Source organism: Tardiphaga sp. 619_E2_N8_4 (assembly GCF_051810905.1).
In the GTDB taxonomy this organism is placed as follows: Bacteria; Pseudomonadota; Alphaproteobacteria; order Rhizobiales; family Xanthobacteraceae; genus Tardiphaga; species Tardiphaga robiniae.
On sequence record NZ_JBPWQJ010000001.1, the window covers coordinates 1,840,969 to 1,860,930 of the forward strand.

The window sequence follows — 19,962 nt, forward strand, 5'->3', positions numbered from 1 at the left end:
CTGCAGCAATGATCTGAACGGGCGCGGAAACTGAGTCTTCAAATCTATGGCCCAGCCCCACCGCGTCGGCTTTCTTCTGATCGACGGCTTCGCGCTCATGTCCTTCGCCTCGGCGATCGAACCGCTGCGCGCGGCCAATGTGCTGGCCGGCAAGAAGCTGTATCAGTGGCTGCAGATCTCGACCGGCACCGAAGCGATCCTGGCGTCGAACGGATTGTCGGTGGCCTCCGATCACACCATTGCCGACAGCGTGCGTTACGACACGGTGCTGGTTTGTGCCGGCGGCAATCCCGCTGGTTTCGATGATGCCAAGACGCTGGCGTGGCTACGTCGCCTCGCGCGCTCGGGCTGCGCCATCGGCGGCGTCTCCGGTGGGCCGTTCATTCTGGCCAAGGCCGGCATACTCGATGGCGTTCGCTGCACGATCCATTGGGAGCATCTCGATGCGTTCATCGAAGCCTTTCCCGAGATCGAGCCGACGCGCACTTTGTTCGAGATCGATGGCAACCGCCTGACCTGCGCCGGCGGCGTTGCCGCGCTTGACATGATGCATGCGATCATCCGCCGCGATCACGGCCAGGCGCTGGCGGCGAAAGTCAGCGACTGGTTCTTGCAAACCGCCGTGCGCCTTGGCGATGACAGCCAGCGCATTTCATTGTGTGAACGCCTCGGCACCAGCAATCGCGCCGTGCTCTCGGCGATCACCGTGATGGAACGGCGTCTGGCCAGCCCTGCGCCGCGCGACGAGCTGGCAAAAGCGGCCGGCGTGTCCGTGCGCCAGCTCGAGCGGCTGTTCACCGCACATCTCGGCGTAACCATTGAGCAGCATTACATGACTCTGCGCCTCGGGAAAGCTCGTGCACTGCTGCAGCAGACCAGTATGCCGGTGGTCGAGGTCTCGGCCGAATGCGGCTTCGCCAGCGCCAGCCATTTCGCACGGATGTATCGGCGGGCCTTCGATGTGCCACCGTCGCAGGACCGGATGTCGGGGAAGAGCAAGGCGAAGTGAGGCCTAGCTCCGCCGCGGATAAATAATCACCGATAGATACGTCATCGGTGCCTTCACCAGTTCTTCCGGCCCGTGCCGTGCGGCTGCGTCGAAGAACAGGGTGTCGCCGGGCTCCATCAGATAGGTCTGGTCGGCATGGCGATAGCGCACCTTCCCGGTCAGCATGTAGATCATCTCGACGCCGGCATGGCGGAAATTGCTATACGCCTCGGCATCCTCATTCAGCGTGATTAGATAGGGCTCGACGCCGAGCTCGCCGTGGATCGACTGGCCGAGCAGTTGATAATGATGACCGGACTTGGTGCCGCGGCGTTCGATCTTGACGCCTGTGCCGGCCTTCACGAAAGAGCAATCGCGCTCTTCCTCGGTCTCGCGAAAGAATCTGGAGATCGGCACGTTGAGCGCTTTCGAGAGTGCATTCAGCGTGCCCAGCGATGCGGAGATGCTGCCGGTCTCGATCTTTGACAGCATGCCGGTCGAGATGCCCGCCGATGTGCTGAGCTCGGCCACCGTCAGCTCCAGCTCCTTGCGGAGCTGCCGCACTTCATTGCCGATCTTGGATTCCAGGGAGCCACCGACTTCCAGCGGCGCGTTCGAACCGGTGCGCAGCTCCTCCAGCTTTGAGCGGGCGGGCGATGATTTCGTTTTCTTCGGTTTCACTTTCACGATGGCGTTTCCTGCAGCGTTGATTTCCCGACAATAGCAATATTTCTTGTTAGGAAAACTATTTTCTCTGTGGTTGACATGGCGGTTTTGTTTCGGGCAAGGTCCACGCGCATTCAACGAGCGAGACGCGAGCCATGTGCGGCATTGCCGGTCTGTTTCTGAAAGATCAAAAGCTGGCCCCCGAATTAGGCGGGTTGCTCTCTGGCATGCTGGAAGCGCTGAGCGATCGCGGCCCTGACTCTGCAGGCTTTGCTGTTTATGGCGACGGCGATGCCGGACAGATCAAGCTGACGCTGCGTGCCGCGCCGTCGTTTGATTTCGCTGCATTGGTGGCGTCGCTCGGCAAGGTCGCCGGTGCGCCGATTGCGTATCAGGTGCACGATACCCACGCCGTCATCAGCGTTCCCACCGATCGCGAGGCTGCTGTCGCATCTGTGCTCCTCGGCATGAAAGACGTCGACATGGTTGCGCGCGGCAAGCGCATGGCTGTGTTCAAGGAAGTCGGTCTGCCCGCTGACGTGGCCAAGCGCTTCGGTCTGAACGCGATGGCCGGCACCCATGCCGTCGGCCACACCCGCATGGCGACTGAGTCCGCAGTGACCACCAATGGCGCGCACCCCTTCACCACGGGCACGGACCAGTGCCTCGTGCATAACGGTTCGTTGTCGAACCACAATGACGTTCGCCGCGAGTTGATCCGCCAGGGCATGACGTTCCGCACCGAAAACGATTCCGAGGTCGCCGCCGGGTATATCTCATCGCAAATGGCCGCCGGTGCTTCGCTGCAGGATGCGATGACGTCGTCGCTGTCCGCGCTCGATGGCTTCTACACATTCGTCATCGGCACCGAGACCGGCTTCGGCGTGCTGCGCGATTCCATTGCCTGCAAGCCAGCCGTGATGGCCGAGACCGATCGCTGGGTTGCTTTCGGCACCGAATATCGTGCGTTAGTGGATCTGCCGGGCATCGACGCCGCCAAGGTCTGGGAGCCCGAACCGGCCCGCGTCTATCTGTGGGAGCGTCACTGATGCCCACGGTCGATCTCGCTTCGTCGCCGCTGCGCGAGCTCAACAGCGCCCTGCACCAGCTGACACCCAGCACCAACGAGACGCACTGGACCGTCACGAATCCGCGCGGCCAGCACAATATCGCGGTCGGTCTCGATTTTCCGGTCGAGATCGAGATCGACGGTCACGTGGGCTATTACTGCGCCGGTATGAACAAGCAGGCGCGCGTCACCGTGCGCGGCAATGCCGGGCAGGGTGTCGCCGAAAACATGATGTCGGGCCGCGTGCACGTCACCGGCGATGCCTCGCAGGCGGCGGGCGCCAGCGGCAATGGCGGCCTGCTCGTGATCGACGGTAATGCCTCGGCGCGCTGCGGCATCTCGATGAAGGGCATCGATATCGTCGTGAAGGGCTCGGTGGGCCATCTCTCGGCCTTCATGGCGCAGGCCGGAAAACTCGTGGTGCTCGGCGATGCCGGCGAAGCGCTCGGCGATTCCATCTATGAGGCGCAGCTCTTCGTGCGCGGAACGGTCACGAGCCTCGGCGCCGATTGCATCGAGAAGCCGTTGAATGACGAACACAAAGTCGAGCTGAAGAAGCTGCTCGATGAGGCCGGCGTCGAGGGCGTCAGACCGGACGAGTTCAAACGCTATGGCTCCGCGCGAAAGCTCTATCACTTCCACATCGACAACGTCGGGTCCTACTGATGAGCGCGCAAGACCGCTGGATCCATACGCCGCCGCGCAAGTCCGCGACCTTCGATGATGCCGCGATCGCGGAAATCCGTCGTGCTGCCGCGACCGGCATCTATGACATTCGCGGCGCCGGCGCCAAGCGCAAGCTGCCGCATTTCGACGACCTGCTGTTTCTTGGCGCCTCGATCAGCCGCTATCCGCTGGAGGGCTACCGCGAGAAATGCGCCACCGATGTCGTCATCGGCGCGCGCTTCGCCAAGAAGCCGATCCATCTGAAGATTCCGATCACCATCGCCGGCATGAGCTTCGGTGCGCTGTCCGGCCCTGCCAAGGAAGCACTCGGCCGCGGCGCATCGGCGGTGGGCACGTCGACGACCACGGGCGACGGCGGCATGACCCCGGAAGAACGTGGTCATTCCGATCTGCTGGTCTATCAGGTGCTGCCGTCGCGTTACGGCATGAATCCGGACGACCTGCGTAAGGCCGATGCAATTGAAGTCGTGGTCGGGCAGGGTGCCAAGCCCGGTGGCGGCGGCATGTTGCTCGGCCAGAAGATTACCGAGCGCGTCGCCGGCATGCGCCGTTTGCCGGTGGGAATCGACCAGCGTTCGGCGTGCCGGCATCCGGACTGGACCGGGCCCGACGATCTCGAAATCAAGATCCAGGAACTGCGCGAGATCACCGACTGGAATATCCCCATTTACGTGAAGGTCGGTGCCTCACGCCCGTATTACGATATCGCGCTCGCTGTGAAATCCGGCGCCGATGCCATCGTGCTCGACGGCATGCAGGGCGGGACGGCTGCGACGCAGGACGTCTTCATCGAGAATGTCGGCCTGCCCACCATGTGCGCGATCCCGCCGGCGGTGAAGGCGCTGCAGGACTTGGGCATGCATCGCAAGGTGCAGCTCATCGTGTCCGGTGGCATCCGCAATGGAGCTGACGTGGCCAAGTGTCTCGCGCTCGGCGCGGATGCGGTGGCGATCGGCACGGCTGCATTGATCGCGCTCGGTGATAACGACCCCGCACTGGAAGCCGAATATCAGAAGCTCGGCACTACGGCCGGCGCCTATGACGACTGGCACGAGGGCCGCGATCCCGCGGGCATCACAACGCAGGATCCTTTGCTGGCCGCGCGGCTCAATCCCGTGATCGCCGGCCGCAAGCTCGCAAACTATCTTTCCGTGATGACGCTGGAAGCGCAGACCATCGCACGCGCCTGCGGCAAGAGCCACGTCCACAATCTCGAACCGGAAGATCTGGTGGCGCTGACAATGGAGTCGGCGGCCATGGCGAGGGTCCCTCTCGCGGGGACGAACTGGATTCCCGGCAGCAATATCTAACGAGCCATTATGGCTGGATGACCTTCGGAGCGCGTGTCAATGACGACCTGGACCGAACTAGCCAAACAGCACGATCTCAAATATTTCCTGATTGCCTTTGTCGATCTGTTCGGCGGCATGCGCGCCAAGCTGGTGCCGGCCACGGCCATGGACGGCGTGGCAAAGTCCGGCGCTGGCTTTGCCGGTTTCGCGGCCTGGTTCGATATGACGCCGGCCGATCCCGACGTGCTCGTGATGCCGGATATGGATACGCTGACGCTGCTGCCATGGAAGCCCGGCGTCGCCTGGGTCACGGGGGATCTCTATATGGGCGGCAAGCCCGTGGCGCAGAATCCACGTCAGGTGCTGAAAGGCCTCATTGCGAAGGCGGCGGAGCAGGGTGTCGAACTCAAGACCGGCGTCGAATGCGAGTACTTCCTGATCTCGCCGGACGGTACCGCGATCTCCGATCCCGCCGATCAGCAGGCCAAGCCGTGCTACGACCAGCAGGCACTGATGCGGCGCTACGAGATCGTCGCTGAAATCTGCGACGCGATGATCTCGCTCGGCTGGAAGCCCTATCAAAACGACCATGAAGACGCCAACGGCCAGTTCGAGATGAACTGGGAGTTCGACACCGCGCTGAAGACCGCCGATCGTCACGCGTTTTTCAAGTTCATGGTCAAGTCGATCGCCGAGAAGCACGGCTACAAGGCGACCTTCATGCCGAAGCCGTTTGCCAATCTCACTGGCAACGGCTGCCACGTCCATGCGTCGCTTTGGTCGACCAAGGATGGCTCCAACGTATTTGAAGATGAGGCCGGTGAACTCGGCCTGTCGAAGACCGCCTATCACTTCATCGGCGGCCTCGTTCATTCGGCCGAAGCGGTTTGCGCCATCACCAATCCCACGGTGAATTCCTACAAGCGCATCAATGCGCCGCGCACGCTCTCCGGCGCGACGTGGTCGCCGAATACGGTGACCTACGGCGGCAACAACCGGACGCATATGATCCGCATTCCCGATGCTGGTCGTTTTGAATTCCGTCTGCCCGACGGCGCGGTCAATCCGTATCTGCTGCCTGCGGCGCTGTTGGCCGCCGGCCTCGACGGCATGGCCAACAGCCGCGATCCCGGCCCGCGCCTCGACATCAATATGTATACGGAAGGCGCGAAGGCGCCGAAGGCAAAGCAGCTGCCGCTGAACCTGCTCGATGCATTGCGCGCGCTCGAAGCGTCCGCGGTGTTGAAGGATCAACTCGGCGAGGTCGTGGTCGGATCGTATCTCAAGCTCAAACACAGCGACTGGAATGAGCACTGCCGTCAGCTCACCGAATGGGAGCGGCAGACGACTTTGGATTGCTGATACCGCACGTTCGTCGAAATTGCGTGCTATGAGTCCTGACTTGGGAGCGTCATTGGGTTGACGCAACGTTGTCGCAGGATCATTTCGCACCATGACGACCGGCGTCAGCGCGTTTTACGACGGCATTTCAATATTTTACGGTTTCGACCGGGTGATGGACCCGGCTTTGTACATGCCGCTGCCGGATGACTGGATCATCGGCGTCGCCGATATCGTCGAATCCACCAAGGCCATCGCCGAACAGCGCTACAAGGCCGTCAACATGGCCGGCGCTGCCGTCATTGCTGCCGTGACCAACGCGTTGGACGGCCGCGAATTCCCCTTCGTGTTCGGCGGCGATGGCGCGAGCTTCGCAGTCTCGCCGGACGATCTCGATCGCGCCCGCGGGGCATTGGCGGCAACGGCCACCTGGGTGAAGCACGATCTCGATCTCGCGATGCGCGTGGCCCTGGTGCCGATCAAAGACATCCGCGCGCAGGGGGTGGATGTGCGCGTGGCGCGCTTCGGGCCGTCGAAGAACGTATCCTATGCGATGTTTTCCGGTGGCGGATTGGGCTGGGCAGAGGCCGCGATGAAGCGCGGCGAATTCGCGGTGACGCCGGCACCTGTCGGGACCTATCCCGATCTCTCCGGGCTCTCATGTCGCTTCGAGGAAATTCCATCGGCACATGGTTTGATTCTGTCGGTGTTGGTGACGGCTGCAGCGGGAGCCGACCCATCCGCATTTCGTCGCGTTATCGAAGACATCATCGCACTGGTCGAACGCAGTCCTAATGCGGGCCGTCCCGTGCCTGCCGACGGCCCAGCGCTGAGGTGGCCGCCTGCAGGGCTGGGCTATGAGATTCTGGCCGGCCGAGGAGCGAACTCGCTGGCGCGTTTTCGCATACGGGTGCTCGTGCGAACCCTGTTCGTCTACGTCGTGATGCGCTTCGGCATCAGCGTCGGCGGGTTCGTGCCGAAGACCTATGTGCAGCAACTGGTCGAGAATTCAGATTTCCGCAAATATGACGACAGCCTGCGCATGATTCTGGATTGCACGCCCGATCTCGAACGCGCGCTGGAGCAGCGTCTTGTTGCGGCGGGCTCGGAAGGAACGGTGCGCTATGGTCTGCACCGCCAGGATGCTGCGATGATGACGTGTTTCACACCGTCAGCCATCCGCAGCGATCACGTACATTTCATCGACGGCGCGCGCGGTGGCTATGCCTCGGCGGCCACCGCATTGAAGGCTATGTCAGTTTGAAAGAGATCGCCTGATCAGCGGCCGACGCGGGTCCAGTTCTCGCCACCGCAGAATGCGCCGACGCAGCCTTCGACCTTCAGCGTGTTAGGGCCGACCAGCGCCACGTTGCTGGTATAGATCTTCCCGTCATCGGCATTGTAGATTCGGCCCGACCACGTGTTCGCTCCGGTTGGGCGCATATCGTAGAACAGGTGAATGCCGATCATCGAGCGCTTGGCCAGCGCGGGATCGGGATTCTTGTCGTCGATCGGCGGCTTGCCGGTCTGCGGATCGATCTTGTCACGCAGCGAGACGACGGTGCCGCACAGGATGGTGCCGCATTTGCTGACCCGCACCTGTGCATCGCCGGCCTGGGTCTGCCAGACACCCGTTGCTTCGCCGCCCGATTGGGCTTGCGCAGCGGAGCCTGCGAACACTGCACCCAGCAATGCGATCATAACAGTGAATCTGGCGGCCATGCGTGTCTCCTCGGATCAGGCGGTCTGCATAACAAGAAATGGGATTTGTGCAATGCCGCGGCGATGCGTTTGAGACTACTCAGCGTCTCAAATGATCATGATCGATTCAATTTGACGCAGCTTGCTCAGGTCAACCGATGGCGGTCACCACGGCAGCCCGCACAGGTCCATCTCGCCTTCATGCGGCGCTCGCTTCAGGTAGGACACCAGCGGGGTCATGACATCGAAGCGTACCCGCTCGCCGTGCTGTTCGGCATAGACCTCGCCGGTGAACGGCTTCCAGTTGCGGCGCGTGTAAAAATCCACATTGTGCGGTTCGCAGAACAGCAGCGCAAAATCGGTGGCGCGTTCGTCTTTTAGCGTATGCAATGCTGCGGTCAGGGCCACACTGGCCAGACCACGCCGGCGATAGTCCGGGTGTGTCACCATGCCGCCGATGCCGCCAATCCGCGTCTTGTGGCCTTTCCACATGCCTTCGCGCCGATACAGGCCGACATGGCAGACCGGCTGTCCGTCGTCCTCGACGATCACCCGCAATTCGGGATAGGCGAAGATCACGTGTCCCCAGGGCAGTTTCTCGACCGCCTCCCGCGGCCATGCGAGGTCGAACAGCGGTTTGACGCTCGGCCATGAGGCATCGCCAGTCACAATCTCGATTTCGATGCTCATTTCGGTCGCCACCTCTGCGCTTTGTGCAGCCCTTATAGGTCGGTCCGAGGGTAGTAAACCTGTCGAATCCAGTGCTTATCTGAGAATAATATTCTAGGGATCAAGGAAACGTTGGAATGACTGAGGCGGAGCTCTCCAAATACCAGCGCTGGGCGATTTTGGCCGGCGCGGCGACGCTGCTCAGCCTGGCCATGGGCATGCGCCAGAGCTTCGGCCTGTTTCAACCCTCGATTCTGCGCGACACTGCCATCACCACGGCCGATTTCTCCCTGGCCACCGCTTTGCAGAACGTGATCTGGGGCATCTCGCAGCCCTTCATCGGTGCTATCGCCGATCGTTTCGGCACCCGTCACGTGATGATCATCGGCGTTTTGATCTATGCGGCCGGCCTCGTCTTCATGATGGTCGCGACCACGCCGCTGGTTTTCACCCTGGGCGCCGGCCTTTGCGTCGGCCTCGCACTGTCTTGCACGGCGTCGAGCATGACCATGACGGTAGCTTCGCGCAGCGTCTCCGCCGCCAAGCGCAGCGTCACCATGGGCGCGGTGTCGGCTGCAGGTTCGCTCGGTCTCGTCATCGCGTCGCCGCTGGCGCAGACGCTGATCTCGACGGCGGGCTGGCAAGTGGCGCTGATCGGCTTTCTCGGCCTCGCTGCGGTGATGCTCCCCGCTGCGCTGTTTGCTGGCCAGTCTGACAAGATCGAACGCGCACCGGCGGATGAGCTGCAGCAATCTTTGGGAGAAGTGGTGCAGTCCGCACTCGGTCATTCCGGTTATATCGTGCTGGCGTTGTCGTTCTTTGTCTGCGGCCTGCAGCTAGTATTCATCACCACGCATCTGCCGAATTATCTGGCGATCTGCGGCCTCGACGCGTCGCTTGGCGCCACCGCGCTGGCAATAGTCGGTCTGTTCAATGTGTTTGGCTCCTATGCCTTTGGCTGGCTTGGCGGCCGTTATCCGAAGCAGATTTTGCTCGGCGGAATTTACATCGTTCGCTCGTTGGCGCTCGCCACTTATTTCTATTTTCCGGCGACGCCGACCACGACCATGGTCTTCGCAGCCGTGCTGGGGTCGCTCTGGCTCGGCGTGGTCCCGCTGGTGAACGGCCTCGTCGCGCAGCTGTTCGGGTTGCGCTTCATGGCGACACTCACGGGCATCGCCTTCCTCAGCCATCAGGCAGGATCTTTCCTGGGCGCCTGGGGCGGCGGCATGATCTTCTCTCATCTCGGCAATTACGATCGTGCCTGGCAATTCGCCGTCGTGATCGGGATGATCGCCGGATGCTTCCAGATGCTGATGAATGTGAAGCCGCCAGTGCGGCGCGATGCCGTCTCCGCCGCAATGCCGAGCGCGGCCTGATCGCGAAGCGATCGGGGATCGCAAAGATGGGAGTGTCGGAGCCGGGCGGAACCTTCTATAAGGGTTCCCGTTAAGCCAACTCTCCCATTATTGCGGATCTTGACCCATGACCTTCACGCTTCCCAATCTGCCTTACGCCTATGACGCGCTCGCGCCGCATATGTCGAAGGAAACGCTGGAATTCCATCACGATAAGCACCATCAGGCTTACGTGACCAACGGCAATAACCTGCTGAAGGGCACCGAATTCGAAGGCAAATCGCTTGAAGAAATCGTGAAGGGCTCGTTCGGCAAGAATGCCGCGCTCTTCAACAATGCCGGCCAGCACTACAACCATCTCCACTTCTGGAACTGGATGAAGCCGAACGGCGGTGGCGACAAGCTACCCGGCCGTCTGGAGAAGAAGATCACCGAGGATCTCGGCGGTCTCGAGAAGTTCAAGACCGACTTCGCCGCTGCAGGCGTTGGCCAGTTCGGCTCCGGCTGGGCCTGGCTCTCGGTCAAGAACGGCAAGCTGGAAATCTCCAAGACCGCGAACGGCGAAAGCCCGTTGGTCCATGGCGCGACCCCGATCCTCGGCGTCGACGTCTGGGAGCACTCCTACTACATCGACTATCGCAACCGTCGTCCCGACTATCTCAAGGCGTTCGTCGATCATCTCGTGAACTGGGAATATGTCGACGAGCAGTTCGGCAAGGCGGTCTGATCGCTTTCGATCTGCGTTTAATGACGCGCGGGAAGGGCGGTGGCGCAAGCTGCCGCCTTTTTTCGTTGTCGTGACGTTTTCGTGTCTTGGTTGACCTGCTGCGACTTGCCGCCGCAGGCACGCTGCGGCAAAACGGAATGACGTGAGCCACTAAGCGCAGCGGGTATTAGATGAATTATGTTTTGGTTTTTGTCGGCGGCGGCCTTGGCGCCACCTTGCGCCATGTCATCAACATGACCTGCGCTCGCTGCATGGGAGCGGCGTTCCCGTGGGGCACCTTCATCATCAACATCACTGGCTCCACGGTGATGGGCCTGATCGCCGGCTATCTCGCTTACAAGGGTGAGGCCTCGCAGCCCTGGCGCCTGTTCCTGATGACCGGCATCCTCGGCGGCTACACGACCTTTTCGGCCTTTTCACTGGATACGGCAGTGCTCTATGAGCGCGGCGAATTGGGCCTTGCCCTGGCCTATGTGCTGGGCTCAGTGGTGCTGTCGATTGCCGGGCTCTTTGCCGGCCTGGCGCTGGTCCGCCATTTCGCCTGATCCGCTCCGGGCTTGCGGTATGTTATAATATAACATAAATGACAGTGAGGCGTTTTGGCGCCGGGTTTCCACTGGCTCAGGCCCGATTTCATGGCGCATTCCCATTCCCACGGTCATGACCACTCCCATGGTCACGCGCACGGCCACGGTCATACCCACAGCCATGGCCCGGCAAGCCCGCATCCGGCCCAGCCCGCGCCCTGGTCGATCCTGCGCATGACGTTGCCCGCACGGCTGGGGGCTGCGCTGGCGGTCTCCGCAGCGCTCTGGGCGGTGGTTCTGCTGGCGATGAGGCCATCATGACGACACAGCTCGCTTTCCAGAACGTCACGCTGGGTTATGACCGGCATCCGGCGGTGCATCACCTCAATGGCGAGATCGCCGCTGGCAGTTTGCTCGCGGTGGTTGGGCCGAACGGCGCCGGCAAATCCACGCTGTTTCGCGGCATCGTCGGCATACTGAAGCCGCTGACGGGCGCGATCACACTTGGCGGCCTGAAGGCGCGCGACATCGCTTACCTGCCGCAGAGCGTCGATATCGACCGCACATTCCCTATCTCGGTGTTCGACTTCGTCGGCACAGGGCTTTGGCGCACGACGGGGATATTGGGCGGCCTTGGCAAGAACGCACGCGAGCAAATTGGACGGGCCCTCACCGCTGTTGGCCTCAACGGATTCGAGAACCGCAATATCGGCACGCTGTCCGGTGGCCAGATGCAGCGCATGCTGTTCGCGCGTGTATTGCTGCAGGATGCGCGCGTCATCGTGCTCGACGAGCCGTTCAATGCGATCGACGCCAAGACGTCGGCTGATCTGATTGCGCTGGTGCGTCACTGGCACGCAGAAAAGCGCACGGTGCTGGCGGCGCTGCACGATATGGAGATGGTGCGCTCGCATTTCCCGGAGACGTTGCTGCTTGCCCGCGGCTCCGTGGCCTGGGGTGCAACGCAGCAGGTGCTAACGGCGGATAACCTGCTGGAGGCGCGGCGCATGTGCGAAGCCTTCGACGATGGCGCCGGCACCTGTGTTGTCGATGCCGCACACTCGCGGGCGGCCTGATCGACATGCTCTACGATGCGCTGATCGCGCCTTTCCTCGAATTTGAATTTATGCGCCGCGCATTGGCCGGCGTGGTTGCGCTGGCGCTCGGTGGCGCGCCGATCGGCGTCTTCCTGATGTTGCGGCGGATGAGCCTTGTCGGCGACGCGATGGCGCATGCCATCCTGCCAGGGGCTGCGATCGGCTTCCTGTTTTCCGGGCTCAATCTGTTCGCGATGACGTTTGGTGGCCTGATTGCAGGTTTTTCTGTTGCGCTGCTGGCAGGTCTGGTGTCGCGCGTCACCGTCATCAAGGAAGATGCGTCGCTGGCCGCGTTCTATCTCGTATCACTGGCAGTCGGCGTCACCATCGTTTCGATGCGCGGCACCAATATCGATCTGCTGCATGTGCTGTTTGGCAATATTCTCGCACTCGACGATCAGACACTGCTGGTGATCGCGTTCAACGCGACGATTACGCTGGTGGTGATGGCGGTGATCTATCGCCCGCTGGTCATCGAATGCGTCGATCCGGTGTTTCTGCGCACTGTCTCGCGCGCCGGTGCACCCGCGCATCTGGCGTTTCTGGCGCTGGTCGTCGTTAATCTCGTCAACGGCTTTCATGCGCTCGGTACGCTGCTCGCGGTGGGGCTGATGATCCTGCCGGCGGGCATCGCGCGGTTCTGGTCGCGCGATATCACGGGGATGATGATGATCTCCGTCGCGAGCGCGATGGTCTCCGGTTACTTCGGTCTGGTGCTGTCGTTCCAGACCAAGGTGCCGTCCGGTCCCGCGATCATTCTGGTCGCCGCAGTACTCTACGTATTTTCGGTTTTGTTCGGCAATGTCAGTGGCTTGGTAAGGCAGTTGTTCCCCGGCCGGCATCTTGAGGCGTAGGTGTGTCAGTCATGCGGAAATCCAGCATATTCGTCCTTTCTGCTGTCCTGTCGCTTGTCACGGCGATCGTCCCGGCGCGGGCGCAGGACAAGATCGATGTCGTCGCCAGCTTCTCTATCCTCGGTGACTTCGTGCGCAATGTCGGGGGCGAGCGAGTCGCTGTAACGACCCTGGTCGGCCCGAATGGGGATGCGCATGTCTACACACCGACGCCGCGTGACGCGAAAAAGATCGCCGATGCGAAGCTCGTTGTCGTTAACGGCCTCGGCTTCGAAGGCTGGCTGCCGCGGTTGGTGAAATCATCGGGTGGTAAGGCTGTCATCGTCACCGCAACCCAGGGCATCGCACCGCGCAAGCTCGACTCGCACGAGGATCCGCACGCCTGGCAATCGGTGGGCAATGCCAAGGTCTATGTCGCAAACATTCGCGATGCGCTGGCCAAGGCCGATCCGGCAGGTGCCGACATCTACAAGGCGAACGCCGAGGCCTATCTCGCGAAGCTGACTGCCCTCGACAGTGATGTGAAGGCGGCCATCGCCACCATTTCCGAAGCACACCGCAAGGTGATCTCGACCCATGACGCCTTCGGCTATTTCGCGGCGGCCTATGGCATCGAATTTATTGCGCCGCAGGGCGTTTCGACGGATTCCGAGCCCAGCGCCAAGGATATCGCGGTCATCATCACTCAGCTCAAGATCTCGAAAATTCCGGCGGTTTTTCTGGAAAACATCGCCGATCCCCGGCTGATGCGCCGGATTGCCGCCGAGACCGGGGCAAAAATCGGCGGAACGCTGTATTCCGACAGCCTGACGCCCGAAAACGGCGATGCACCCACTTACATTGATATGGTCAGGCACAATATAAAGGCGCTGACGAGCGCGCTGACCAGTTAGCGCAGGGGCACCCCTGCTGCCGGCGCTGCACAAGACCCCGCCGGAGAGATCATGTCTGAAGCGACTGCCAACAAAATTCCCGTGACCGTGCTGACCGGCTATCTCGGCGCCGGCAAGACCACGCTGCTGAACCGCATCCTGTCGGAAAACCACGGCAAGAAATACGCCGTGATCGTCAACGAGTTCGGCGAGATCGGTATCGACAACGATCTCATCATCGGCGCGGATGAAGAAGTGTTCGAGATGAACAACGGCTGCGTCTGCTGCACCGTGCGCGGCGACCTCGTGCGCATTCTCGACGGCTTGATGAAGCGCAAGGGCAAGTTCGACGCGATCATCGTGGAGACCACGGGTCTCGCCGATCCCGCGCCGGTGGCGCAGACCTTCTTCGTCGACGAAGACGTGCAGGCCCATGCGCGGCTCGATGCGGTCGTGACCGTGGCCGATGCCAAATGGCTGAGCGATCGCCTCAAGGATGCGCCGGAAGCCAAGAACCAGATCGCCTTTGCCGACGTCATCGTGCTGAACAAGATCGATCTCGTGTCGAAGGCTGAGCTCGCCGAAGTCGAGGCGCGCATCCGCGCCATCAACCCCTACGCCAAGCTGCACAAGACCGAACGCGCGCAGGTGAAGCTGTCCGACGTGCTGGAGCGCGGCGCGTTCGATCTCGATCGTATTCTGGAGATCGAACCGGAATTCCTCAATGCGGACGATGGTCACGATCATCATGACCACGATCACGGCCATCATCACCATCATGATCACGGCCACGGTGGTCTGAAGCACTATCACGACGAGGACATGCATTCGATGTCGCTGCGCACCGACAAGGCGCTCGATGCATCGACCTTCATGCCCTGGCTGCAGGATCTGATGGCCAAGGAGGGCGGCAAGATTTTGCGCTCCAAAGGTATCCTGTCGTTCTCCGGCGACGACGACCGCTACGTGTTTCAGGGCGTCCACATGATGCTCGAAGGCGATCATCAGCGGCCGTGGAAGGACGGCGAGAAGCGCGAAAGCCGTCTTGTCTTTATCGGTCGCGATCTGCCCGAGCAGCTGATCCGCGACGGCTTCGAACGCTGCATCCCCGCCTGATGATGTCCGATTTCAATCCGCTGCAGGAGCAGGAATCCATCGTTTCGGTCACCGACCGCGTGTTGCCGGTGGCCATCGGTGCGTCGGTCACATCAGTGCATTTTCTCGGCGACAAGGCGGCCTTTGTCGGCGCCGAGGAGAAGGTGACGCTGGTCGATCCGGCAGGCGCGATGTTGCCGGTCGAGGTCGCGTTCGGTGGCATCCTGTGCTCGACCTCCGACGGCAAGCGCATCGTGATGGGCTGCGACGACGGCAAGGTCGTCGTGCTCGACCGCGACGGCACAGTCTCGACCTTTGCGACCGACGCCAAGCGGCGCTGGATCGACAGTGTAGCTTTGCATCCCGACGGTGCTGTTGCGTGGTCGGCGGGCAAGACGGCCTTCGTGCAGGCGCCGAAAGGCGAGGTGAAATTCTTCGAGGTGCCATCGACCGTTGGCGGTCTGGCATTTGCACCCAAGGGGTTGCGGCTCGCCATAGCCCACTACAACGGCGTGACGCTGTGGTTTCCCAACATGGCCGGCAATGCCGAAGTGCTGGAATGGGCCGGTTCGCATCTCGGCGTGACCTTCAGCCCGGACAACAAGTTTCTGGTCACCGCGATGCATGAGCCGGCGCTGCATGGCTGGCGTCTCGTGGACGGCAAGCACATGCGCATGACCGGCTATCCGGCACGCGTGCGCTCGATTTCCTGGAGCGCCGGCGGCAAGGGTCTCGCGACCTCGGGCGCCGATACGGTCATCATCTGGCCGTTTGCCAGCAAGGACGGCCCGATGGGCAAGGAGCCGGCGATGCTGGCGCCGCTCAAGGCCAAGGTCACCATGGTGGCCTGTCATCCCAAGCAGGACATTCTGGCCGCCGGTTACAGTGACGGCACTATCCTGATGGTTCGCATGACCGATGGCGCGGAAATTCTGGTGCGGGCCAACAAAGGGCAGCCCGTCAGCGCGCTGGCCTGGAATGCCAAGGGTACGCTGCTGGCTTTTGCCGATCAGGACGGCGACGCCGGGCTGCTGGAGCTGTAGCTCTTTCACCTCCCCTGTGGGGAGAGGGAGTTCACGACGGTTGGTGCGAGGCGGCATTGTCATCCGCCCGTCACTTCCTGTACGCATGCAGGCATCATGCGATTTTTGGCGACATTCCAGACTTACGACTTCCTCGACACGCTGCTCAGCCTGGCCACGGCCTTTGTGCTGGGCACGCTGATCGGTGCGGAGCGACAATATCGCCAGCGCACCGCGGGCCTGCGCACCAATGTGTTGGTGGCGCTCGGGGCGGCCGCTTTCGTCGATCTCGCAATGCAGCTGCACGGTGCCGATGGCGCGGTGCGCGTGATCGCCTATGTCGTCTCCGGCATTGGCTTTCTCGGCGCGGGCGTCATCATGAAGGAAGGCACCAATGTGCGCGGCCTCAATACGGCAGCGACGCTGTGGAGTTCGGCCGCGGTGGGCTCCTGCGCCGGCGCGGACATGATCGCACAGGCTATCGCGCTTACCGTTTTCGTGCTGGCCGGCAATACGCTGCTGCGGCCGCTGGTTAATGCGATCAACCGGGCGCCGCTGGACGCGAAGTCGTCCGAAGTGACCTATTACGTGCGGCTCACGGTCTCCCCCGAGGTGGTGCCCGAGATGCGCGAGCGCCTGCAGGAGGCGCTGGAAGCCGCAAAATATCCGGTCGGCGATGTCGATGTGATCGAGCAGAGCGACACCCAGCAGGAGATCGTGGCCACGCTGGTCTCGACGGCCGTCGATCCCAAGGAGCTGGATGCCGTGGCCGCCCGGCTCGAGGCGTATGCCGGCGTGCGCAACGCCACATGGGACGTCAGCACCAAGGACTAGTCGTCCAGAAGAAGTCCAGGGCGCCATAGGCGATCTGCGACTTTCCGGCTCGGGAACTTTGGCGGCCGGCTCCCGTTGTCACCGCACATTAACTGCGGTGGATGCCATGATCCCGACGACCCAGACGCGCGTGTTCCGGACGTATTTCACGATCGCGATCTTGGCGACCGCAGCAGGATTGGGCGCATCGACGTCGGCAATGGCGCGGCTCACGCTGACGCCACCATCCGCTCGATTTGCCCAGGCGACGCCGCCACTGCAGTCGACGCCTGGTGCCGAAAACAAGCCGTCGGCCCCCGCAGAACCCGCGACCACTGGCCAGCGCCCGCAGGAAACGCCGCCGCAGCCGGCGCGTCCGGATGCAGAAGCACGCGATGCCGGCGCCAAGCCGGCGCTGCCACCAGCGCCGGCTGAGAAAACGGCGCCGCCGATCACCATGAAATAGCGGAGCTTTCGAGGTCGCTGTCAAAGTCCCTCATGGTGAGGAGGCGCGTTTGCGCCGTCTCGAACCATGAGGCCGGGTTCTCCCAGTGTGCCGCCATCCTTCGAGACGCGCGCGAAGAGCGCGCTCCTCAGGATGAGGACGGTGTTTGTTGACGCTGCCCGCACAATAGTCTCGCCAGTTTCATCGACCGCCTTCATACTCCCTGCCAACAGTTTCATAGGGGGCACCATGAAGATCGAAGATATCAGGCGTAACGCCTATTCGATGCCGCTGACCAATCCGTCATTCCCGCGCGGGCCCTACAAATTCTACGACCGCGAATATTTCATCATCAGCTATCGTACCGACATGGACGCGCTGCAGGCCGTGGTGCCGGAGCCGCTGGAGATCGTCGACAACATCGTCAAATACGAATTCATCCGCATGCCCGATTCCACCGGCTTCGGCGACTACACCGAAACCGGGCAGGCGATTCCGGTCCGCCTCAACGGCGTCGAGGGCGTCTATATCCATTCGATGTATCTCGACGACGATGCGCCGATTGCCGGTGGCCGCGAGCTCTGGGGCTTCCCGAAGAAGCGCGCAACCCCGAAGATCGTGGTGGAGAGCGACGTGCTGGTCGGCACGCTGCATTACGGCTCCGTGCTCTGCGCTTCAGGCACTATGGGCTACAAGCACCGGCCGGTGGATCATGACACGGTGATGCATGCGCTGACGGTGCCAAACTTTATTCTGAAGATCATCCCGCATGTGGACGGCTCGCCGCGCATCTGCGAGCTGGTGCGCTATCATCTGGAAGAGATCAATCTGAAGGAAGCGTGGACCGGACCTGCGGCACTCGGGCTGTTCCCGCATGCGCTGGCGGATGTGGCGCGGTTGCCGGTGAAAGAGGTCGTGTCGGCGTTGCACTTCAAGTGCGACCTGACGCTGGGATTGGGCGAAGTGGCGTTTGATTATCTGGCGAAGTGAGCTGTCCAGGGCCTCCTCACACGCCGACGTCATACGCGGGCTTGACCCGCGTATCCACCTTTCTGCACCGTCCAACGAAGATGGATGGCCGGGTCAGGCCCGGCCATGACGTGGGGAGAAGGTAGAGCCTCACCATAAAATGCGAAGGTACAAAAAAGGCGGCAGTGTCCGACACTGCCGCCTTCGTCGTTACTCATTCAGGCTGAGCACTCAGTTCAACGCACCAGCACGTTCTTGAACTGCCACGGATCACTCGTGTCGATATCTTCCGGGAACAGGCCCGGGCGGCCTTCGAGCGGCGTCCAGTCGGTGTAGTAGCCCTTCACCGGGCCGAGATAGGGTGTCTGGATCTCCAGCAGACGCTCGAAGTCGATCTCGTCGGCTTCGACGATGCCTTCGGTCGGGTGCTCCAGCGCCCACACCATGCCGCCGAGCACGGCGGAGGTCACCTGCAGGCCGGTGGCGTTCTGATAGGGCGCGAGTTCACGCGTCTCCTCGATGGAGAGCTGTGAGCCGAACCAGTAGGCATTGTTGTCGTGGCCGTAGAGCAGCACACCGAGTTCATCGATACCGTCGACGATTTCGTTTTCGTCGAGGATGTGGTGCTTCGTCTGCATCTTGCCGGAGCCGAACATCTCGTGCAGCGACAGCACCGCATCGTCCGCCGGGTGATAGGCATAGTGGCAGGTCGGCCGGAACACCGCGGTGCCCGAAGCGTCACGCACTGTGAAATAATCGGAGATCGAGATCGACTCGTTGTGGGTGACGAGGAAGCCGTATTGCGCGCCGCGCGTCGGGCACCAGGTGCGCACGCGCGTATTGGCGCCGGGCTGCATCAGGTAGATCGCAGCGCCGCAGCCGGCCTCATGGGTGTGTGCATTCTCCGGCATCCACTTTTCATGGGTGCCCCAGCCGAGTTCGGACGGCTGCACGCCTTCCGAGAGGAAGCCTTCGACCGACCAGGTGTTGACGAACACCTCTGGCGGCTTCGGCGACTTGGAGCGCTGGGTGTCGCGCTCAGCGATGTGGACGCCCTTGATACCGGCCTGCCGCATCAGGTCCGCCCATTCGGCCTTGGTCTTCGGCTGGGGGGCATTGAGCTTCAGGTCGGAAGCGACATTCAGCAGCGCCTGCTTGACGAAGAAGGAGACCATGCCGGGATTGGCGCCGCAGCAGGAGACGGCCGTGGTCGAGCCGGCCTTGCGTGCCTTCTTGGCGGCCAGCGTCGTTTCGCGCAAAGCGTAGTTGGAGCGCGCTTCGGCGCCCTTCGATGCGTCGAAATAGAAGCCGAGCCAGGGCTCGTTGACCGTGTCGATGTAGAGCGCGCCGAGCTCGTTGCAGAGCTCCATGATATCGACCGAGCCGGTATCGACCGACAGGTTGACGCAAAAACCCTGGCCGCCGCCCTCAGTGAGGAGCGGCGTCAGCAGTTCGCGATAATTCTCCCTGGTCAGCCCCTGCTGGATGAAGCGCAGACCATGCTTGTCGCACAGCGCCATGCGGCCTTCGTCCTTGGGATCGAGCACGGTGATGCGCGACTTGTCGTAGTCGAGATGCCGCTCAATCATCGGCACCATGCCTTTGCCGATCGAGCCGAAGCCGACGATCACGATGGGGCCAGTGATCTTCGCGTAGATCGGCGAGGCGGGGGATGAGGACATCAGCTTCTAACTCCAGACAGGATCAAGATGAACGCGCTGCGTCGTGCGCGGTTGGGAAAGGACAGTGACGATGTGACATCAGAATGAA

The 19,962-nt window shown here is 62.0% G+C and carries 22 protein-coding genes; 18 read left to right on the forward strand and 4 right to left on the reverse strand.

Going from position 1 to position 19,962, the window contains the following annotated elements; translation table 11 throughout:
• The first annotated feature begins 46 nt into the window (after positions 1 to 46).
• Positions 47 to 1,009: a GlxA family transcriptional regulator gene (locus AB8A23_RS08755; RefSeq protein WP_439059889.1), complete on the forward strand. Its 963-nt coding sequence runs from the start codon at positions 47 to 49 to the stop codon at positions 1,007 to 1,009.
• Between the two features lie 3 nt (positions 1,010 to 1,012).
• Here the strand turns inward: AB8A23_RS08755 and AB8A23_RS08760 are convergent, their stop codons facing one another.
• Positions 1,013 to 1,669: an XRE family transcriptional regulator gene (locus AB8A23_RS08760; RefSeq protein WP_176454660.1), complete on the reverse strand. Its 657-nt coding sequence runs from the start codon at positions 1,667 to 1,669 to the stop codon at positions 1,013 to 1,015.
• Between the two features lie 140 nt (positions 1,670 to 1,809).
• Between AB8A23_RS08760 and AB8A23_RS08765 the strand changes: the two genes are divergently transcribed.
• The 5 genes from AB8A23_RS08765 (at position 1,810) to AB8A23_RS08785 (ending at position 7,307) form a co-directional block, all read left to right on the forward strand.
• On the forward strand, positions 1,810 to 2,703 hold the full coding sequence (locus tag AB8A23_RS08765) for a class II glutamine amidotransferase (protein WP_439059888.1): 894 nt from the start codon (positions 1,810 to 1,812) through the stop codon (positions 2,701 to 2,703).
• Positions 2,703 to 3,389: a protein glxC gene (locus tag AB8A23_RS08770; RefSeq protein ID WP_184512088.1), complete on the forward strand. Its 687-nt coding sequence runs from the start codon at positions 2,703 to 2,705 to the stop codon at positions 3,387 to 3,389. Before AB8A23_RS08765 ends, AB8A23_RS08770 begins: the two co-directional genes overlap by 1 nt.
• Positions 3,389 to 4,720 (forward strand): FMN-binding glutamate synthase family protein, encoded by a 1,332-nt coding sequence (locus AB8A23_RS08775; RefSeq protein ID WP_184512087.1) that lies wholly within the window; start codon positions 3,389 to 3,391, stop codon positions 4,718 to 4,720. The genes AB8A23_RS08770 and AB8A23_RS08775 overlap by 1 nt, the downstream gene beginning before the upstream one ends.
• A 39-nt stretch (positions 4,721 to 4,759) precedes the next feature.
• Positions 4,760 to 6,064 (forward strand): type III glutamate--ammonia ligase, encoded by a 1,305-nt coding sequence (glnT, locus tag AB8A23_RS08780; RefSeq protein ID WP_439059887.1) that lies wholly within the window; start codon positions 4,760 to 4,762, stop codon positions 6,062 to 6,064.
• A 91-nt stretch (positions 6,065 to 6,155) separates the two neighbouring features.
• Positions 6,156 to 7,307: a DUF3095 domain-containing protein gene (locus AB8A23_RS08785; protein ID WP_439059886.1), complete on the forward strand. Its 1,152-nt coding sequence runs from the start codon at positions 6,156 to 6,158 to the stop codon at positions 7,305 to 7,307.
• A 14-nt stretch (positions 7,308 to 7,321) separates the two neighbouring features.
• Here AB8A23_RS08785 and AB8A23_RS08790 read toward each other — a convergent pair whose 3' ends face one another.
• A complete protein-coding gene (locus AB8A23_RS08790; RefSeq protein ID WP_092145969.1) occupies positions 7,322 to 7,765 on the reverse strand; it encodes a DUF2147 domain-containing protein in 444 nt (147 codons plus the stop codon).
• A 144-nt stretch (positions 7,766 to 7,909) separates the two neighbouring features.
• The gene (locus AB8A23_RS08795; protein WP_175367747.1) at positions 7,910 to 8,434 is read right to left on the reverse strand and encodes a GNAT family N-acetyltransferase; all 525 of its coding nucleotides are present in this window, start codon (positions 8,432 to 8,434) and stop codon (positions 7,910 to 7,912) included.
• A gap of 116 nt (positions 8,435 to 8,550) precedes the next feature.
• On the opposite strand from AB8A23_RS08795, the gene AB8A23_RS08800 reads away from it, so the two are divergent.
• From AB8A23_RS08800 to AB8A23_RS08855, 12 genes are all read left to right on the forward strand, one after another.
• On the forward strand, positions 8,551 to 9,792 hold the full coding sequence (locus AB8A23_RS08800) for an MFS transporter (RefSeq protein WP_120287214.1): 1,242 nt from the start codon (positions 8,551 to 8,553) through the stop codon (positions 9,790 to 9,792).
• A 106-nt stretch (positions 9,793 to 9,898) separates the two neighbouring features.
• Positions 9,899 to 10,498: a superoxide dismutase gene (locus AB8A23_RS08805; RefSeq protein ID WP_093757222.1), complete on the forward strand. Its 600-nt coding sequence runs from the start codon at positions 9,899 to 9,901 to the stop codon at positions 10,496 to 10,498.
• Positions 10,499 to 10,668: 170 nt separating this feature from the next.
• Positions 10,669 to 11,043: a fluoride efflux transporter CrcB gene (crcB, locus tag AB8A23_RS08810; RefSeq protein WP_089265774.1), complete on the forward strand. Its 375-nt coding sequence runs from the start codon at positions 10,669 to 10,671 to the stop codon at positions 11,041 to 11,043.
• 90 nt (positions 11,044 to 11,133) lie between these two features.
• On the forward strand, positions 11,134 to 11,346 hold the full coding sequence (locus AB8A23_RS08815; RefSeq protein ID WP_081421648.1) for a hypothetical protein: 213 nt from the start codon (positions 11,134 to 11,136) through the stop codon (positions 11,344 to 11,346).
• Positions 11,343 to 12,101 carry an ABC transporter ATP-binding protein gene (locus tag AB8A23_RS08820; protein WP_120287213.1) on the forward strand — a complete coding sequence of 253 codons (759 nt, stop codon included), beginning with the start codon at positions 11,343 to 11,345 and terminating at the stop codon, positions 12,099 to 12,101. The genes AB8A23_RS08815 and AB8A23_RS08820 overlap by 4 nt, the downstream gene beginning before the upstream one ends.
• Before the next feature lie 5 nt (positions 12,102 to 12,106).
• Entirely contained in the window at positions 12,107 to 12,976 is an 870-nt protein-coding gene (locus tag AB8A23_RS08825) for a metal ABC transporter permease (RefSeq protein WP_089265777.1), read from the forward strand.
• A gap of 11 nt (positions 12,977 to 12,987) precedes the next feature.
• Positions 12,988 to 13,869, forward strand: a complete 882-nt coding sequence (locus AB8A23_RS08830; RefSeq protein WP_120287212.1) for a metal ABC transporter substrate-binding protein — start codon at positions 12,988 to 12,990, stop codon at positions 13,867 to 13,869.
• A gap of 51 nt (positions 13,870 to 13,920) precedes the next feature.
• Positions 13,921 to 14,964: a CobW family GTP-binding protein gene (locus AB8A23_RS08835; RefSeq protein WP_068729004.1), complete on the forward strand. Its 1,044-nt coding sequence runs from the start codon at positions 13,921 to 13,923 to the stop codon at positions 14,962 to 14,964.
• Positions 14,964 to 15,986, forward strand: coding sequence for a WD40 repeat domain-containing protein (locus tag AB8A23_RS08840; RefSeq protein WP_439059885.1), 1,023 nt, complete (start codon positions 14,964 to 14,966; stop codon positions 15,984 to 15,986). Before AB8A23_RS08835 ends, AB8A23_RS08840 begins: the two co-directional genes overlap by 1 nt.
• A gap of 96 nt (positions 15,987 to 16,082) precedes the next feature.
• Entirely contained in the window at positions 16,083 to 16,799 is a 717-nt protein-coding gene (locus tag AB8A23_RS08845; protein WP_175367750.1) for an MgtC/SapB family protein, read from the forward strand.
• A gap of 106 nt (positions 16,800 to 16,905) precedes the next feature.
• Positions 16,906 to 17,244: a hypothetical protein gene (locus AB8A23_RS08850; RefSeq protein ID WP_439059884.1), complete on the forward strand. Its 339-nt coding sequence runs from the start codon at positions 16,906 to 16,908 to the stop codon at positions 17,242 to 17,244.
• Between the two features lie 228 nt (positions 17,245 to 17,472).
• Positions 17,473 to 18,213, forward strand: a complete 741-nt coding sequence (locus AB8A23_RS08855; protein WP_199711969.1) for an acetoacetate decarboxylase — start codon at positions 17,473 to 17,475, stop codon at positions 18,211 to 18,213.
• A gap of 215 nt (positions 18,214 to 18,428) precedes the next feature.
• On the opposite strand, the gene AB8A23_RS08860 is transcribed toward AB8A23_RS08855, so the two are convergent.
• Complete coding sequence (locus AB8A23_RS08860; protein WP_120287209.1) at positions 18,429 to 19,874, reverse strand: saccharopine dehydrogenase NADP-binding domain-containing protein; 1,446 nt, start codon at positions 19,872 to 19,874, stop codon at positions 18,429 to 18,431.
• Positions 19,875 to 19,962 lie beyond the last annotated feature (88 nt).

What these genes read in the sequence shown, in the direction of transcription:
- AB8A23_RS08845 (WP_175367750.1), top strand. Translation starts at nt 16,083, where the DNA reads ATGCGATTTTTGGCGACATTCCAGACTTACGACTTCCTCGACACGCTG.
- AB8A23_RS08790 (WP_092145969.1), bottom strand. Translation starts at nt 7,765, where the DNA reads ATGGCCGCCAGATTCACTGTTATGATCGCATTGCTGGGTGCAGTGTTC.
- AB8A23_RS08830 (WP_120287212.1), top strand. Translation starts at nt 12,988, where the DNA reads ATGCGGAAATCCAGCATATTCGTCCTTTCTGCTGTCCTGTCGCTTGTC.
- AB8A23_RS08860 (WP_120287209.1), bottom strand. Translation starts at nt 19,874, where the DNA reads ATGTCCTCATCCCCCGCCTCGCCGATCTACGCGAAGATCACTGGCCCC.
- AB8A23_RS08770 (WP_184512088.1), top strand. Translation starts at nt 2,703, where the DNA reads ATGCCCACGGTCGATCTCGCTTCGTCGCCGCTGCGCGAGCTCAACAGC.
- AB8A23_RS08795 (WP_175367747.1), bottom strand. Translation starts at nt 8,434, where the DNA reads ATGAGCATCGAAATCGAGATTGTGACTGGCGATGCCTCATGGCCGAGC.
- AB8A23_RS08820 (WP_120287213.1), top strand. Translation starts at nt 11,343, where the DNA reads ATGACGACACAGCTCGCTTTCCAGAACGTCACGCTGGGTTATGACCGG.
- AB8A23_RS08855 (WP_199711969.1), top strand. Translation starts at nt 17,473, where the DNA reads ATGAAGATCGAAGATATCAGGCGTAACGCCTATTCGATGCCGCTGACC.
- AB8A23_RS08785 (WP_439059886.1), top strand. Translation starts at nt 6,156, where the DNA reads ATGACGACCGGCGTCAGCGCGTTTTACGACGGCATTTCAATATTTTAC.
- AB8A23_RS08755 (WP_439059889.1), top strand. Translation starts at nt 47, where the DNA reads ATGGCCCAGCCCCACCGCGTCGGCTTTCTTCTGATCGACGGCTTCGCG.
- AB8A23_RS08815 (WP_081421648.1), top strand. Translation starts at nt 11,134, where the DNA reads ATGGCGCATTCCCATTCCCACGGTCATGACCACTCCCATGGTCACGCG.
- glnT (WP_439059887.1), top strand. Translation starts at nt 4,760, where the DNA reads ATGACGACCTGGACCGAACTAGCCAAACAGCACGATCTCAAATATTTC.
- AB8A23_RS08850 (WP_439059884.1), top strand. Translation starts at nt 16,906, where the DNA reads ATGATCCCGACGACCCAGACGCGCGTGTTCCGGACGTATTTCACGATC.
- AB8A23_RS08840 (WP_439059885.1), top strand. Translation starts at nt 14,964, where the DNA reads ATGATGTCCGATTTCAATCCGCTGCAGGAGCAGGAATCCATCGTTTCG.
- AB8A23_RS08835 (WP_068729004.1), top strand. Translation starts at nt 13,921, where the DNA reads ATGTCTGAAGCGACTGCCAACAAAATTCCCGTGACCGTGCTGACCGGC.
- AB8A23_RS08805 (WP_093757222.1), top strand. Translation starts at nt 9,899, where the DNA reads ATGACCTTCACGCTTCCCAATCTGCCTTACGCCTATGACGCGCTCGCG.
- AB8A23_RS08765 (WP_439059888.1), top strand. Translation starts at nt 1,810, where the DNA reads ATGTGCGGCATTGCCGGTCTGTTTCTGAAAGATCAAAAGCTGGCCCCC.
- AB8A23_RS08825 (WP_089265777.1), top strand. Translation starts at nt 12,107, where the DNA reads ATGCTCTACGATGCGCTGATCGCGCCTTTCCTCGAATTTGAATTTATG.
- AB8A23_RS08775 (WP_184512087.1), top strand. Translation starts at nt 3,389, where the DNA reads ATGAGCGCGCAAGACCGCTGGATCCATACGCCGCCGCGCAAGTCCGCG.
- AB8A23_RS08800 (WP_120287214.1), top strand. Translation starts at nt 8,551, where the DNA reads ATGACTGAGGCGGAGCTCTCCAAATACCAGCGCTGGGCGATTTTGGCC.
- crcB (WP_089265774.1), top strand. Translation starts at nt 10,669, where the DNA reads ATGAATTATGTTTTGGTTTTTGTCGGCGGCGGCCTTGGCGCCACCTTG.